Below are 14,843 nucleotides of genomic sequence, written 5' to 3' on the forward strand. Positions count from 1 at the left end.
CATATTTTTACTATTATTTTACATGAAATTTCATCATCCTGCTACGTCATTCAAAATTGACTCTATAAATTCAACGAAAATTCTTTTAAACGATATATAAAATTAATAATGTATAAAAAAACGGTAACATTCCTTCTTATATAAGCGCACCATAAGAGTGCTTCTTCATACAATTCTCATGTAAGAATTTTCGAAAATCATGTTAATCACAAAGAAAAGGCATTAGCTCATAAAAGCTAATGCCTTTTCTTTATTCATATTATTAAACGTTCCATTCTTCGATATTCCATATTTTCGTTATCCACGCTTCATAGAAAGATGGCTCATGTGAAACAATTAAAACCGTACCTTTATATTGTTTTAACGCTTCCTGTAAAGCCCTCTTAGTCTCTGTATCCAAATGGTTAGTTGGTTCATCTAAAATTAAAACATTGCTTTTAGTTACGATAAGTTCGCATAACCGTACTTTTGTTTGTTCTCCTCCACTTAATAATTGAATAGGTTTTAATACATGTTCTTCTTTCAATCCGCACTTTGCTAATGCTTGTCGGATTTCTTTTCTTGTCATGTCTGGCCTTCCTGCCCATACTCTCTCTAGTGCAGTTATTTCTGAGGAAAATTCCTCTTGTGCAAAATAAGCGGGTTTTACTCGTTCCCCAATAGAAACTGAACCGCCTAACGGTTTTATTTGTCCTAGTAATGTTTTTAACATTGTTGTTTTTCCAATCCCATTATGACCAATAATCGCAATCTTTTCCCCTTTTTTCACTTGAAAATCCAATTCCGAAAATAACGGTTCACCATAACCAATTTTCAGTTTCTCTACCTGTAATATACGACTCACTGGCTCAGTATAAACATTAAAATCAAAACGAGCGCGAGGTACATAGTTAACCTTTTCAACCTTTTGCATTTTCTCTAATACTTTTTCACGACTTTTTGCTTGTTTCGCTTTACGAATTTTATTTTTTTGAATGAAGCTCTCTAAATGTGCAATTTCCTTTTGCTGTTTCGTATATGCTGCCTGTAATTGTTTCTTTTGCAGTTCATAATTACGCACAAAACTATTATAATCACCTACATAGCGCTTAATTGTGCGCTCATCTAGATGGTAAATAACTTTCGTAATATTGTTCAAAAATACTTCATCGTGCGAAATGATAATATAAGCTTTTTCATACATTTGTAAATATGATTGCAACCATTCTATATGAGCTGTGTCTAAATAGTTAGTTGGCTCATCTAATAATAAAACATCAGCTTTTTCTAAAAGGAGTTTACCAAGTAATAACTTTGTCCGTTGACCACCGCTTAACTTTGAAACATCCTTTTCCATTCCTACTTCAAACAACCCTAAGCCAATCGCTACTTCTTCAATTTCTGTATGAATTTGATAAAAATTAGAATTCTCCAATATAGTTTGTAACTCTCCATACCTTACTAACAATTTCCCTACTTCTCCTGCTCCAGCCATCTCTTCTGTAAGTTTTAACATTTCACGTTCAAACTCATACAGATTAGAAAACGCACTTTGCAAGTATTCTTCAATTGTTATACCTTCTTGCAAATCTATATGTTGTTGTAAAAAGCCAATCTTCACATGTGGAAACCATTCAATTTTCCCATCATCATGTATAAGTTCTCCTGTTAACAAGCGTAATAATGTTGATTTTCCAATTCCATTTTTCCCTACTAGCCCAACATGTTCACCCTTTAATAATCGAAAGCATGTATTATATAAAATGGTTTTCTCACCATATGAATGACTTACATTTTCTACTGTTAATATACTCATTTTTTCTCTCTCCTTTTCTTATGATCCATAAGCTAAATAGAGAGAACAACAGTATAAAGCCTTATTTAGTTATACATATAAAAAATGGGTAAGGTGAATACACCTTACCCATTACATATTATCGTAAGAAAGGATTAAGGTTCTTTACCTGCTGTCTTCAATTTAGCTTATTTGTTAAAAATGGGCAGACTTCTCCCATATCAAGCTAAAACCATTTGAAGAACAGTTGATAAAGTCATTTTATCCTTTCACTCCTTTAACATTTGTTATATTAAGAGTATAAACTACTCTCTTATATTCTATTCTCTATTTTTTCTTTTGTTCCTTCTCAGTTTTTTCATATTCTGCGTAAATTTCTTTATACATCTTTTCTAATGCGTATGGACTTGTAAAGATGAGCGTTAACGATTTCCAAATATAAATTCTTCTTTGTAATTCTATCCCATACTCTTTACTAACCATATTTTTCACTTCTGAAATATGCTCTTCGTTTTGAAATTGTTGTACAGATTTCAATTCCTTCGTCTTAAAATCCGTTAAAAAGCCTATTACAGTTCGTCCATGTTCCTGTGATCTTTCTTCTAAATCAAACTGAATTGAATGCACAAAACCTAAAACGTGAAAGATTTGAGCATGTAATCCGACAGCAGCACGCTGTTCCATTAAGTTGTAGCACTCTCGCTTTAATACTTCTACCATTTCTAAAGAATTTCTATTAACTGTCATTTTGCCGACAAACATAATTTTTACAATATGAGCGACTGCCCCCATACTTTTTAATACACTCTCTAAAATTTCTACTGCGTCTTCTACATAACCATTTGAAATTATAGAATGAATAAATTCATCTAATACCGCTTGAAACTTTTTAACTAAATGTAAATCACGTAATTCTGGAACATCTTCTCTCAATTGATCTCGACCTTGAACCCACTTTAAAATTTTTGTCATTTCTTCTTCTTTTAATTCATGGCGTTCCATACCATACTTCATTAATAAAATATGATTTTTTAATAAAACCTTTCCTTCTTCAAGATTATCAGCTGTTAATGAATCGACCATTTTCTCTATAGATTTCATCTTTCTCCCCCTATATAAAAAAGCCTCTTAACAGCGATTATACCAAAAACTGTTAAAAGACTTTTTCTATTTTTTCATATAAGGAGCTAACACTCTCAGAATTTCTTCCTTATCCTTCTTCAACTCAAGTGATGTCAACATATCCATCGTTCGTGGTCTAGGTAATTTCACTTGTACCTCACCAACTATTGATGCTGGTCTTTGAGATAAAATAAATACGCGATCAGAAAGCAAGATTGCCTCATCTAAGTCGTGTGTAACCATAACGATTGTTTGCTTCTCTTGGTGCCAAGAGTTTAAAAGCCAACTATGTACTTCCATTTTTGTAAAGGCATCTAATTTTCCAAAAGGCTCATCAAGTAGCATAATTGGTTTTTCACATAAATATGTGCGCAAAAAACTAATTCTTTGACGCATACCACCAGACAGTTCATCTGGATAATGGTCTGCATATTCATCTAGCTCAAACTGCTTTAATGCTTCCATTCCCTCTGTTAACCTTTGTTTTTTCGGCTTTCCTTCAATTTCTAATGGAAGTACTATATTTTGCAAAGCCGATCGCCACGGTAGTAATAAATCTTGTTGCGGCATATAACTTACAACATCTTGTTTTGTCACATGTTCCTCGTTATAAAATACCTCTCCACTCGTTGGCTCTTCAACACTCGCGATCATATTTAACAAAGTGCTTTTTCCACAACCACTTGGACCTACAAAAGAGACGAATTCCCCCTCTTGTATAGAAGCACTAATATTTTTTAATACATTCTTTCCATCGAAAGCTTTTACAACCTCTTTTATTAGTAATCCACTCATTTTTCACTTGGAAGGAATTCATTTGTAAAGGCATCTTTCACATCAATTTTCTTCTTAATAACTTTGTTGTCATATAAGAAATTCATGTAATTCGTCCAAACTTCTTCCTTCTGTACTCCCCACGCTTTTGCATCATCTTGATACTTTGTACTTAACCACTTTTGACTTTCTTTCACTAATTCTTTATTCACATCTGGAACAGCTTTAATTAAAATATCCGCAGCTTCTTTCGGTTCTTTAATTGCAAAATCATAACCTTCTGTCGTTGCAGTCATAAACTTTTTCACAAAATCTTTATCTTGCTTCGTATGTTTTTCACTTGTAATAATAACAGGACTATAGAAATCAAGCGCTGAATCTAAGTCTTTCACCATAATCGTATTTAACTCTTTTCCTTGACGCTTCGCTTCAATTCCATCCCATCCGTAATAAATCCATTCGAAATCTGCATCACGACCGATTGATTTGAAGAAGTCCGTTTGTCCAAGAATAATTTTTTCGACTTTATTAAAATCAGCTTGATGTTTCTCCATAATCGTTTTTAACGTCGCTTCTTCTGCTGGTCCTCCCCAGCCGCCATAACGTTTACCTTCAAAATCTTTCGGTGACGTCATATTATCTTTTTTTAGCGATGCAAAAGCAGAGGTATTATGCTGAATAATCGCTCCTACAGATACAACAGGAATACCTTCTACACGAGCCAACGTTACATTTTCTTGTGCGCTTATCGCAAAGTCTGCTTTCCCAGAAGCAATCATCTGCTCTGCCGTTACATTATCACCAGGCTGGATAATTTCTACATCAAGCCCTTGCTTTTTGTAATAATCTTTCGCTTGCGCTACATATAAGCCAGTATGATTCGTATTTGGAAACCAATCTAAAACGACTTTTACTTTTTTATCTTTACTTGAACTTTCTTCTTTCTTCGCCGGATTACATCCGGCAACACCAACTGCTAATAATGCAGCTAACATAATTTTTAAACCTTTTTTCATTTTCTGCCGCCCTTTCTGTATATCCATGGTGCTGTTATTCTTGCCATAAATTCAACAATAAAGTACAGGCATAATGTCACCATGACGATAATCGCTGCAACACCAAATACTCGAGCAGTTAAAAAGGATTTTGTCGCTCTCGTAAGCATAACCCCTAACCCTTCACTTGCACCGAGCCATTCTCCGATAATTGCCCCCATTACGCTATATGTAACTGCAATTTTTAAACCTGAGAAAAAGTATGGGAGTACTGCTGGAAACTTTACTTTCTGGTAAACTTGCCATTTCGTTGCCTTCATTGTTTGTAACAGTTTCAGCATATTTTTATCTACCGTTTGGAAACCTTCTAAAATGCTAAGCGCAATTGGGAAGAAACAAACAAGAATAACAACCATTACTTTTGGCAACATCCCGTACCCAAACCAAATAATAAATAATGGAGCGAGCACAACGATGGGAATTGTTTGCGAAATAACGAGCAACGGATTCATTAAAATCCGAAATAAAGGGATAACATCCATAATGATAGCAATACTCGTCCCAAGTATAATTGCAAAAAACAACCCAATTATTACTTCCTGTAACGTTTGCACTGTATTCGGTAATAGTAAATCTTTCATTCCAATTAGCTCTTGCACAATTGCAGACGGCTTCGGTAAAATCCACGGCTCAATTTTAAATAATGAAACAGATCCTTCCCATATAGCAATGAGAAGGATAAGCCAAATTGTTGTAATTATTTTAGATCGCTTCTGGTTTTGCATATTCATCACGGTACTTCCAAACTTTTTCGTCAATCGTTACGCCCGTACTTGGACGATAGTGAATTTTAATAGAAGTGATTACTTCTTCTGCTCCAGCATCGACGCAAGCTTGTTGCGCGCGTTTAATGACGTCAAGAAGTACATCTAATTCTCCTTCCAACGTTGTTTCCATTGCCCCTACTTCATAACGAACTCCCGATTGTTGTACAACTTCAATTGCTTTATCAACAACGGAATACACATCTTTATTCTTCGCTTGTGGTACTACTGAAAATGAGATTGTAACTTGTTGTGACATAATAAAATCCCCTTTACAAAATATGTTTTCAAAAAAAGAAAAGGCTTTCCTACCATGTAGGAAAGCCTTGTATACAAGTTATTCTATAATAACTTATGCTACATCACTTTAAAGTAACTCCCTACGCTGGCATTATCCAGATCAGGTTGAGGGTCGATGTATACTTACATCCTCTCAGCCAATTGGCTCCCCGGTTCTTAATTCGTTTTCATTGTAGCATGATTTATTTTATTGAACAAACAAAAGCATGTATAATCATTTCATTTAACTTTTGAATTCCCCAATTAACTCTTGTAACTCCTGTGAAAGCCAGCTTAAAGAACTAGCTAATTCAGCAATATCTTGTACAGACATTTCCTGTTCTTTCATACTTTCTTCAATATTACTACCACTATTCGCATACGTATTTGCGATAAGTGATAGTTCATTTACAACACGAACAATATTTTGGCTATTTTGCAATATATCACTTGAATTGCTAGAAACAACTCTAACTTGATTTGTAACAGATTGTGCTGACTTTGAAATTTTTTCAAAGAAAGCACCACTACTTTGAACAAGTTTAATTCCAGATTCTACTTCTTTTGAAGCTTTTTGCATTGAAACAACAGCTTCTTCCGTTTCAGCTTGTGTTTCCCCTATTAATTTTGCTATATCTTTTGCTGATGCTTCCGTCTGCTCTGCTAATTTACGCACTTCATCAGCAACAACGGCAAATCCCCTTCCGGTTTCCTCAGCACGCGAAGCTTCAATAGAAGCATTTAAAGCTAGCGAATTAGTTTGATTTGAAATACCTGTAATTACTGTTACAATATCACTAATTTCTTTTGATCTTGTTTCCAAAGAATAAATGATAGAAGATAAATCTTGTACTGTATTTTGTATTATGTTCATTTGATTAATCGTCTGTTCAATAACACCATTTCCTTTTACTGAATGATGCTCCATACCTTCAGACTCTTTCGCCATTTGTTTTGCAGCATTCGTTATCTCTTCCATCTTATCTTCCATTTCACATACAATACCTAAATACTGTGGTACTGAAGTTTCTTGTGACTGAGCGCCAGCTCTTAACTCAACCATAGAACTTACGATTCCTTGGACTGCCATGCTATTCTCTTTCGTACTCACTGACAATTCTTGTGAAGATGAAGAAACCTGTTCTGCTGTCTGCTTCACTTTATCTATAATTCCTTTAAACTTCTCGATGGTATTATTAAAATACGCATTAATAATACCAATATCATCTGGTCTTTCCTCTAATTTAATACTTAAATCACCTTCACCGACTTTGCGTAATCCTTCACGTAAATCTCGCAATGGAGCAAGTGCGTTACGTACAATTAAGAATTGAATAACAGTTGCAATTAAAACAGAAATACAAATAAACATTAAACCTTGTACAATGAATTTTTCCTTTGTAATAGGAACAATAGAGGCATCTACATCAGCTGCAACAATTGCCACAATATTATCTTCTCCATCTTTAATTGGCTCTAATATCGTTACCCATGATCCTAATTCGTCTTCATATACTTCTGTCATATTTGCTTTTTTCGTGCTCATTACTTTATTATATGCTTTCATCCAACGATCTGGTTGTTTATAATAGTCTCCCGGCTTTACTTCAACAACATTTGCTAAACCTGTAGACAAACCGACGATTTGTAACTCACCTTTTTCATTTTTTTTCGCTCCAACAACATACGTTTGTCCAACACTGTTCAATTCTTTCGTTGATTCATCTAATTTCTCTGTTAATTTCTCTCTTTTTTCTCTTTCTGCCGTTGGGTCTTTTGCAACATCTCTCAATATTTCTGCGTCTAATTTATGTAACACCGTATCTCCTGTTTCAAAAGAATGCCTTTCAAATATAGACATCATACTATTTTGAAACATGTTAAAACTTAACGCTCCCATAGTACCAACAAGCGTCAAAATAACTGACACAGTTAACAATACATTTTTTTGAAGAAATGATAGTTTGTGCCAATATTTTTTCATTAACATCACCTTTCTTAATTAACTTAATATAAAGTAAAACTATTAAAATATAAACCTTATTAATAAATGATAACAGTTCTCATTTGTTTATAAATAAAAAAAAGACCAATGAAAAAGCATCGGCCAAGACCAACCCTATCCGTCCGGTAACTGGCTAGCATAGTCGTTTGACCTTAGCCCCTGTAGTTTTGCGTCCTCATGTTTCCATAAGTTTGCCTTTCTCGCTGAACGAGTTGAACGATATGGGAGTTCTATGAGAATTAAAATATTCTCTTCCAAATATTACAACATAAAAATTAAAATGTCCACCCATTTAAAGATGTAAATATAAAGTTTTAATGTATTATTTTTTCGAAATAATTTAACAAAGTTCGTGAATGTTACATTTCTTGTGTTATATAATAAAAAATGTATACAACACAAGGATTATTCTGGATATTCATTTAATTTTCATTCAAATTAAACTATTCGAATATATCTTAACTTACGAATTTCGGAGGTAGTTTATCATGTTTTGGCTACAATTTCTTACGTTACTACTCTGCATTTTTATTGGCGCACGCTTAGGCGGAGTTGGCCTAGGAGTAATGGGTGGCGTTGGTATGGCAATACTTGTTTTCGTCTTCCACTTACAACCTACAGCTCCTCCTATTGATGTAATGCTTATGATTTTAGCAGTAATTACAGCTGCCGGTGCTTTGCAAGCTGCTGGAGGAATGGATTACCTTGTTCACCTTGCTGAGAAAGCATTACGAAAAAATCCAAAGCGCATTACATTTTTTGCTCCTATTGTTACTTATTTATTCACACTATGCGCAGGAACAGGTCATGTCGCTTATTCTGTACTTCCTGTTATCGCCGAAGTATCTCGTGAATCAGGAATTAGACCTGAACGACCTATGTCAATTGCCGTTATCGCTTCACAGCAGGCAATTACAGCTAGTCCAATATCGGCTGCAACAGTTGCACTTTTAGCAATGTTAGCCGACTATAAAATCACTTTATTAGATATTTTGAAAGTCAGTATCCCTTCTACTTTTATCGCTTGTATGGTAGCTGCATTCGTTGCTAGTAAGATGGGAAAAGAATTAAATGAAGACCCTGAATACTTGAAGAGATTGAAAGAGGGAATGATTCCTAAGCTTGAAGAGAAAAAAGAATTTGTGGGTGCAAAAGGCGCTAAATTATCAGTTATCCTGTTCCTAGTAGGAACTTTCCTTGTCGTACTTCTTGGTTCATTTGAAGCACTTCGTCCGGGATGGATGGTTGACGGGAAGTTAGCTCGTCTTTCCATGCCAAACACAATTGAAATGGTTATGTTAACTATTGCAGCTCTTATTATTATTTTCTGTAAACCAAATGTAGAAAGTATTGTGTCTGGTAACGTCTTTAAAGCGGGGGCAACAGCAGTTGTTGCTATTTTCGGTATCGCTTGGATGGGAGATACTTTCTTTAACGGAAACTTAAATATGATTCAAGGATCAATTCAGCACTTAGTGACTAGTGCACCATGGCTATTTGCTATCACATTATTCATTCTATCTATTTTACTGTATAGCCAAGCAGCGACAGTTCGTGCTTTAATGCCACTTGGACTATCACTTGGTATTCCACCAGCTTTACTAATTGCAATGTTCCCTGCAGTAAATGGATACTTCTTCATTCCAAACTACGGGACAATCGTTGCTGCAATTAACTTTGATCGTACTGGTACAACAGGCATCGGTAAATATGTATTAAATCATAGCTTTATGATTCCGGGCCTAATTGCAACATTCACTTCTATCGGAATTGGAATGCTCTTAATTTCCATTATGTTTTAAATTAAAGCACAAACCTAAAATTTTAAAGGGTTTGTGCTTTTTTAATCAAACGTTTGTTTAAATATTTTTAACCGTCCATTCTTCCATTATGTTCTTTACTATTTGTGTAAAGTCCTCTGGGAAAAGATGACCTAATCCTTCTCTCACAATTAATTTACAGTTCACCTTATATTTCTCGAACATAGACATTACTTGAAGTGTGTTTTCATAAAATTGATCTTTATCTCCCGTGACAATATACCCTTTCACATTCGTTATATCATTCGATATAACGATACTTTCAATTGCCTCTACATCTCGAATAGCAGGTATAACCGCAATAAACTTTTGAGTCGCTAACATATTCTTTAACGCTAACTCTATTGCTATATTCCCCCCTTGAGAAGCTCCCGCGATGATGATATCTTCCAAGTTATATTTATTTGTAAAATCATTAAAATTTTTCATAACATCTTTTATAGCTATCTCATGATTATCCCAGCTATAAGAATTCATTCCATATATTTGTGAGGATTGAGAAAAACCTAACATATACTCATGTAGTATTTCTTCTTCACACCAATATGGTGCAAAATCATTTATGTTTGATCCTCTCCAATGTAAAGAAAATATACCTGCCTGCGCTTTTTCATTTCCATAAGTAAATAATTTTGACTGACTCATCATCTGATGCTCCTTCAAAATCTCTTCGCACTTTTTGACTATCGGCTTAAAATCTATTTTATCCTGTAATCCTTTTAAATCTTCATCATGCATGAGTGTATATGGGTTCCACCAAATTCCCCTTTGTATGGCTTCATTAAGAATAGCAATTGCCTCTTCATGCTTACCTTCCACTGAATATGCACAAGCTTGCCAAAAACTCGTTTTATCCATTCTTTCAGGAAACTCCCTTTTCGTTTCATCTATGCATCTATAAACGGCATCAAATTCCCCTTTTTCAAATAAACGAAACAACTCATTTTGCAACTCTACAAACCTATTCCGTTTCAAACAATCTCCTCCCTATTTCTAATTTTTAATATCAAAAACAAACAAAAGCTATGTAGCGTTTTAATACTACATAGCTTTTTTCTACAAACTCTTACTTACTTCCTCTATTAGCTTCTTCGTACTCTCATACGCAGATTCCGCTAAACTAATCGCAGAAATAACAGAGACACCATCCGCACCGGCTTCTATAACCGAAGCGGTATTTTCAATCGTAATCCCACCAATGCCAACAATCGGTATTGTAATTCCTTGTTCTCTAAAATGAGCTAAACCTTTCGTTCCTTGCACAGCTTTCGTATCTTTTTTCGTACTCGTTGGGAAAATAGGGCCAACACCTAAATAATCAGCTCCGTTTTCAATTGCCCAGCGTGCTTCTTCAATTGTATGGGTAGATACACCAACAATTTTATCTCCCATTTTTTCACGAACAGAAGTAATTCCTTCATCATCTTGTCCAACATGCACGCCATCTGCATCTAACTCAAGAGCTAGTTCCACATCATCATTTACGATGAATGGTACACCATACTCCTTACAAATTGCCTGTAGTTCTTTTGCGAAACAAATACGTTTCTCTCCCGTTAAAGCGCCTTCCCCCTTTTCACGAAATTGAAAAATTGTTATACCGCCTTCAAGTGCATCTCTCAATACTTGTAGTGGCTCCTTCGTACAATTGTTACTTCCCATAATAAAATATACCGATAGTAATCTAGACATTTCAGCCTTTGTAATACGCGGCATCTAGTTCCCCTCCTTACTGTATAAGCTCAATCTTCCCATACTTCTCAATATCATCTGAAGTTGTATTCGCTAACTGATTTAAAAATTCAATTTGGAAACTACCAGGTCCCTTTTCCACTGTCTTAGCAGCTGCCAGTTCCGCAGCTACACCATAAAAAGTTAATGCCGCTACTGCTGCATTTACATAATCCTTTTCTACTGCTACAAATGCTCCTATTACAGAAGTTAGTAAACAACCAGTTCCCGTAACTTTCGTTAAAATGGGATGACCATTTCGAATAAGAATAGTTCGCTCTCCATCTGTAACAACGTCTTCTTCTCCAGTAATTACCGCAACTGTATTTAATTCATCCGCTGCCTGTTTTGCAATATTTACAACATTGCCATTTCCAGCACCGGCGTCTACCCCTTTAATTTCCCATCTTTCATTAATAACGTTCGCTATTTCAGCTGCATTTCCGCGGATAATCGCTAAATCGATTTCAGCCGGAATATGTCTCGCAACTTCTGTCCGATACGATGTTGCTCCTGCCCCAACCGGATCAAATAATACTGGTACACCATTTGTATTTGCCGATTTTCCAGCAAGTAACATCGCTTCTACCTCTTCAGAACGAAGTGTACCCATATTTAATACAAGAGCTCCAGCAATGCTAGCCATTTCTGCTACCTCTTCTTTTGCATACGCCATTACAGGCGATGCCCCTAACGCTAACAAACCGTTAGCTGTAAAATTTGTTACAACAACATTTGTAATATTATGAACGAGCGGATTAGACTCTCTCACCAAATCCACTACTTTACTAATTTCTTTCCTATTCATCCTTCTCATCCCCTAACTATAATGATGGGAGATACACAAAAAGGCACTTTGCGCGTACGCAAAGTGCCTGAACATGTGCTTTTACACTCTCCCTACGCTGGCATTATCCAACAGGTTCAAATGGTCAATGACGGATTAGTCATACTCTCAGTTTGCATCCACAAACTCCCATGTGTTACTTATTCATCTACTTCAGAGTCTACTCTTATTCTAATAAAATAACAAGTTCTTTCCTTTTAAGAATGATAGAGATCTTAACTCTCCTGGTTCAACCATTTTTCACCTTTATATAATAAAAATGAAATTCATTTACAATGTCAATGGATACCCTTTAAAATCTGACATTTATATAAATCTTTTATTTACATAAGTAAAACTCTCCCCGGTATATTTCATCACAAATAACTCAAACCTTCCGCGAGACTGAATAGAACAACGATGTATGCTATATTTAACGTATGGAAATTTGAAAGGATGTTTTTAAATATGGCAAAAAGTATTGTAATTGCTGAAAAACCTTCTGTTGCACGTGATATCGCACGTGTACTGAAATGTGATAAAAAAGGGAACGGCTATCTTGAAGGTAGTAAATATATTGTTACTTGGGCTTTAGGTCATCTCGTTACATTAGCTGATCCAGAAAGCTATGATGTAAAATACAAACAGTGGAATTTAGAAGATTTACCAATGCTACCGGAGCGTTTAAAACTAACCGTTATTAAACAAACAGGGAAACAGTTTAACGCTGTAAAAAGTCAGCTTCTTAGAAAAGATGTAAATGAAATCATTATAGCTACTGACGCCGGTCGTGAGGGAGAGTTGGTCGCACGCTGGATTATCGATAAAGTTAAAATGCAGAAACCAATTAAACGTCTATGGATTTCATCTGTTACCGATAAAGCAATTAAAGATGGCTTCGCAAATTTAAAACCAGGAAAAGCATATGATAATCTATACGCTTCTGCTGTCGCACGTTCAGAGGCTGACTGGTATATCGGCCTTAATGCGACTCGAGCATTAACTACTCGCTTTAATGCTCAACTAAATTGTGGTCGTGTCCAAACACCTACTGTAGCCATGATTGCAAACCGTGAAGATGAAATCAAACATTTCAAAGCTCAAACTTACTATGGTATCGAAGCTCAAACAGCTGAGAGATTAAAACTAACTTGGCAAGATACAAAAGGAAATAGTCGCAGCTTCAATAAAGAAAAAATCGATGCACTTGTGAATAAAATCAGTAAGCAAAATGCTACTGTTGTAGACATTGATAAAAAACAAAAGAAATCGTTCGCTCCTGGTCTTTACGATTTAACTGAGCTACAACGTGATGCGAATAAAATATTTGGTTACTCTGCGAAAGAAACATTAAACATTATGCAAAAATTATATGAACAGCATAAAGTTTTAACGTACCCTCGTACGGATTCACGCTATATTTCATCTGATATTGTCGGAACACTTCCAGAGCGTCTGAAAGCTTGCGGAGTTGGAGAATACCGTCCTTTAGCACATAAAGTATTGCAGAAACCTGTAAAATCTAATAAATCATTTGTTGATGATAGTAAAGTAAGTGATCATCACGCAATTATTCCAACAGAGAGCTATGTAAACTTCTCAGCTTTCACAGATAAAGAACGTAAAATTTATGACTTAGTTGTAAAACGTTTCTTAGCTGTTTTATTCCCGGCCTTTGAATATGAACAACTAACATTGCGCACGAAAATTGGTGACGAAACGTTCATCGCACGCGGAAAAACGATTTTACATGCTGGTTGGAAAGAGGTTTATGAAAATCGATTTGAAGATGATGATGCAATCGATGATGTTAGAGAACAAATCTTACCTCGAATCGAAAAAGGCGATACATTAAACATAAAACTAATTGTCCAAACATCAGGTCAAACGAAAGCACCTGCACGCTTTAATGAAGCAACATTACTTTCAGCGATGGAAAACCCAACAAAATACATGGATACGCAAAACAAACAACTTGCTGACACGTTAAAGTCAACTGGTGGATTAGGTACTGTAGCAACGCGTGCTGATATTATCGACAAGTTATTCAATTCGTTCTTACTTGAAAAACGTGGTAAAGATATTCATATTACTTCAAAAGGCCGTCAGTTACTTGATTTAGTGCCAGAAGAACTGAAATCTCCTACACTAACTGGTGAATGGGAGCAAAAGTTAGAAGCTATCGCTAAAGGAAAATTAAAGAAAGAAGTATTCATTTCAGAAATGAAGAACTATACGAAAGAAATTGTTGCTGAAATTAAATCGAGTGATAAAAAATATAAACATGACAACATTTCAACGAAGTCTTGTCCAGACTGCGGTAAACCGATGTTAGAAGTAAACGGCAAAAAAGGTAAAATGCTCGTTTGCCAAGACCGTGAGTGTGGTCATCGTAAAAATGTATCTCGTACAACAAACGCTCGTTGTCCGCAATGTAAGAAGAAACTAGAACTACGTGGTGAAGGAGCGGGCCAAATTTTCGCATGTAAATGTGGCTATCGTGAGAAACTTTCTACATTCCAAGAGAGACGTAAAAAAGAATCCGGCAGCAAAGCTGATAAACGTGACGTCCAAAAATATATGAAACAACAGAACAAAGAAGAAGAACCATTAAACAATCCATTCGCAGAAGCATTAAAGAAATTAAAATTTGATTAAACAAAAAGGTTCCTACCACTATCGGTAGGAACCTT

General features: G+C 35.4%; 12 protein-coding genes and 3 riboswitches. Of the genes, 2 read left to right on the forward strand and 10 right to left on the reverse strand.

From position 1 onward, the window contains the following. Nucleotides 1–262: 262 nt before the first annotated feature. The 7 genes from ACP6L7_RS25905 to ACP6L7_RS25935 all read right to left on the reverse strand — a co-directional run bounded on the left by ACP6L7_RS25905 (nucleotide 263) and on the right by ACP6L7_RS25935 (nucleotide 7,752). Nucleotides 263–1,795: an ABC-F family ATP-binding cassette domain-containing protein gene (locus tag ACP6L7_RS25905; protein WP_097828937.1), complete on the reverse strand. Its 1,533-nt coding sequence runs from the start codon at nucleotides 1,793–1,795 to the stop codon at nucleotides 263–265. A gap of 306 nt (nucleotides 1,796–2,101) precedes the next feature. Further along, complete coding sequence (locus tag ACP6L7_RS25910) at nucleotides 2,102–2,875, reverse strand: hypothetical protein (protein ID WP_097828938.1); 774 nt, start codon at nucleotides 2,873–2,875, stop codon at nucleotides 2,102–2,104. A 66-nt stretch (nucleotides 2,876–2,941) separates the two neighbouring features. Continuing rightward, the gene (locus ACP6L7_RS25915; protein WP_097828939.1) at nucleotides 2,942–3,691 is read right to left on the reverse strand and encodes an ABC transporter ATP-binding protein; all 750 of its coding nucleotides are present in this window, start codon (nucleotides 3,689–3,691) and stop codon (nucleotides 2,942–2,944) included. Continuing rightward, nucleotides 3,688–4,686, reverse strand: coding sequence for an ABC transporter substrate-binding protein (locus tag ACP6L7_RS25920; protein WP_097828940.1), 999 nt, complete (start codon nucleotides 4,684–4,686; stop codon nucleotides 3,688–3,690). Before ACP6L7_RS25920 ends, ACP6L7_RS25915 begins: the two co-directional genes overlap by 4 nt. Beyond that, nucleotides 4,683–5,456, reverse strand: a complete 774-nt coding sequence (locus ACP6L7_RS25925) for an ABC transporter permease (protein ID WP_002139486.1) — start codon at nucleotides 5,454–5,456, stop codon at nucleotides 4,683–4,685. Before ACP6L7_RS25925 ends, ACP6L7_RS25920 begins: the two co-directional genes overlap by 4 nt. Further along, the gene (locus ACP6L7_RS25930; RefSeq protein ID WP_000082898.1) at nucleotides 5,428–5,748 is read right to left on the reverse strand and encodes an MTH1187 family thiamine-binding protein; all 321 of its coding nucleotides are present in this window, start codon (nucleotides 5,746–5,748) and stop codon (nucleotides 5,428–5,430) included. Before ACP6L7_RS25930 ends, ACP6L7_RS25925 begins: the two co-directional genes overlap by 29 nt. 101 nt (nucleotides 5,749–5,849) lie before the next feature. Continuing rightward, nucleotides 5,850–5,951: riboswitch (TPP riboswitch) on the reverse strand. A 61-nt stretch (nucleotides 5,952–6,012) separates the two neighbouring features. Further along, entirely contained in the window at nucleotides 6,013–7,752 is a 1,740-nt protein-coding gene (locus tag ACP6L7_RS25935) for a methyl-accepting chemotaxis protein (RefSeq protein WP_097828941.1), read from the reverse strand. A 142-nt stretch (nucleotides 7,753–7,894) separates the two neighbouring features. Beyond that, nucleotides 7,895–7,979: riboswitch (cyclic di-GMP riboswitch) on the reverse strand. Between the two features lie 282 nt (nucleotides 7,980–8,261). Between ACP6L7_RS25935 and ACP6L7_RS25940 the strand changes: the two genes are divergently transcribed. Then, nucleotides 8,262–9,575 carry an anaerobic C4-dicarboxylate transporter family protein gene (locus ACP6L7_RS25940; protein ID WP_430529483.1) on the forward strand — a complete coding sequence of 438 codons (1,314 nt, stop codon included), beginning with the start codon at nucleotides 8,262–8,264 and terminating at the stop codon, nucleotides 9,573–9,575. A 57-nt stretch (nucleotides 9,576–9,632) separates the two neighbouring features. Here ACP6L7_RS25940 and ACP6L7_RS25945 read toward each other — a convergent pair whose 3' ends face one another. The 3 genes from ACP6L7_RS25945 to thiM form a co-directional block, all read right to left on the reverse strand. Next, nucleotides 9,633–10,568: an alpha/beta hydrolase gene (locus tag ACP6L7_RS25945; protein WP_430529484.1), complete on the reverse strand. Its 936-nt coding sequence runs from the start codon at nucleotides 10,566–10,568 to the stop codon at nucleotides 9,633–9,635. A gap of 81 nt (nucleotides 10,569–10,649) precedes the next feature. Next, the gene (gene thiE, locus ACP6L7_RS25950) at nucleotides 10,650–11,309 is read right to left on the reverse strand and encodes a thiamine phosphate synthase (RefSeq protein WP_097828943.1); all 660 of its coding nucleotides are present in this window, start codon (nucleotides 11,307–11,309) and stop codon (nucleotides 10,650–10,652) included. Between the two features lie 13 nt (nucleotides 11,310–11,322). Further along, nucleotides 11,323–12,132, reverse strand: a complete 810-nt coding sequence (gene thiM / locus ACP6L7_RS25955; RefSeq protein ID WP_097828944.1) for a hydroxyethylthiazole kinase — start codon at nucleotides 12,130–12,132, stop codon at nucleotides 11,323–11,325. A gap of 72 nt (nucleotides 12,133–12,204) precedes the next feature. Further along, nucleotides 12,205–12,314, reverse strand: a riboswitch (TPP riboswitch). 304 nt (nucleotides 12,315–12,618) lie between these two features. Here thiM and topB point away from each other — a divergent pair. After that, the gene (gene topB / locus ACP6L7_RS25960) at nucleotides 12,619–14,808 is read left to right on the forward strand and encodes a DNA topoisomerase III (RefSeq protein WP_097828945.1); all 2,190 of its coding nucleotides are present in this window, start codon (nucleotides 12,619–12,621) and stop codon (nucleotides 14,806–14,808) included. Nucleotides 14,809–14,843 lie beyond the last annotated feature (35 nt).

This window comes from Bacillus silvicola (assembly GCF_050524305.1).
Classification (GTDB): Bacteria; Bacillota; Bacilli; order Bacillales; family Bacillaceae_G; genus Bacillus_A; species Bacillus_A cereus_AT.

What these genes read in the sequence shown, in the direction of transcription:
- ACP6L7_RS25940 (WP_430529483.1), top strand. Translation starts at nt 8,262, where the DNA reads ATGTTTTGGCTACAATTTCTTACGTTACTACTCTGCATTTTTATTGGC.
- ACP6L7_RS25915 (WP_097828939.1), bottom strand. Translation starts at nt 3,691, where the DNA reads ATGAGTGGATTACTAATAAAAGAGGTTGTAAAAGCTTTCGATGGAAAG.
- thiE (WP_097828943.1), bottom strand. Translation starts at nt 11,309, where the DNA reads ATGCCGCGTATTACAAAGGCTGAAATGTCTAGATTACTATCGGTATAT.
- ACP6L7_RS25905 (WP_097828937.1), bottom strand. Translation starts at nt 1,795, where the DNA reads ATGAGTATATTAACAGTAGAAAATGTAAGTCATTCATATGGTGAGAAA.
- ACP6L7_RS25910 (WP_097828938.1), bottom strand. Translation starts at nt 2,875, where the DNA reads ATGAAATCTATAGAGAAAATGGTCGATTCATTAACAGCTGATAATCTT.
- topB (WP_097828945.1), top strand. Translation starts at nt 12,619, where the DNA reads ATGGCAAAAAGTATTGTAATTGCTGAAAAACCTTCTGTTGCACGTGAT.
- ACP6L7_RS25935 (WP_097828941.1), bottom strand. Translation starts at nt 7,752, where the DNA reads ATGAAAAAATATTGGCACAAACTATCATTTCTTCAAAAAAATGTATTG.
- thiM (WP_097828944.1), bottom strand. Translation starts at nt 12,132, where the DNA reads ATGAATAGGAAAGAAATTAGTAAAGTAGTGGATTTGGTGAGAGAGTCT.
- ACP6L7_RS25925 (WP_002139486.1), bottom strand. Translation starts at nt 5,456, where the DNA reads ATGAATATGCAAAACCAGAAGCGATCTAAAATAATTACAACAATTTGG.
- ACP6L7_RS25920 (WP_097828940.1), bottom strand. Translation starts at nt 4,686, where the DNA reads ATGAAAAAAGGTTTAAAAATTATGTTAGCTGCATTATTAGCAGTTGGT.
- ACP6L7_RS25930 (WP_000082898.1), bottom strand. Translation starts at nt 5,748, where the DNA reads ATGTCACAACAAGTTACAATCTCATTTTCAGTAGTACCACAAGCGAAG.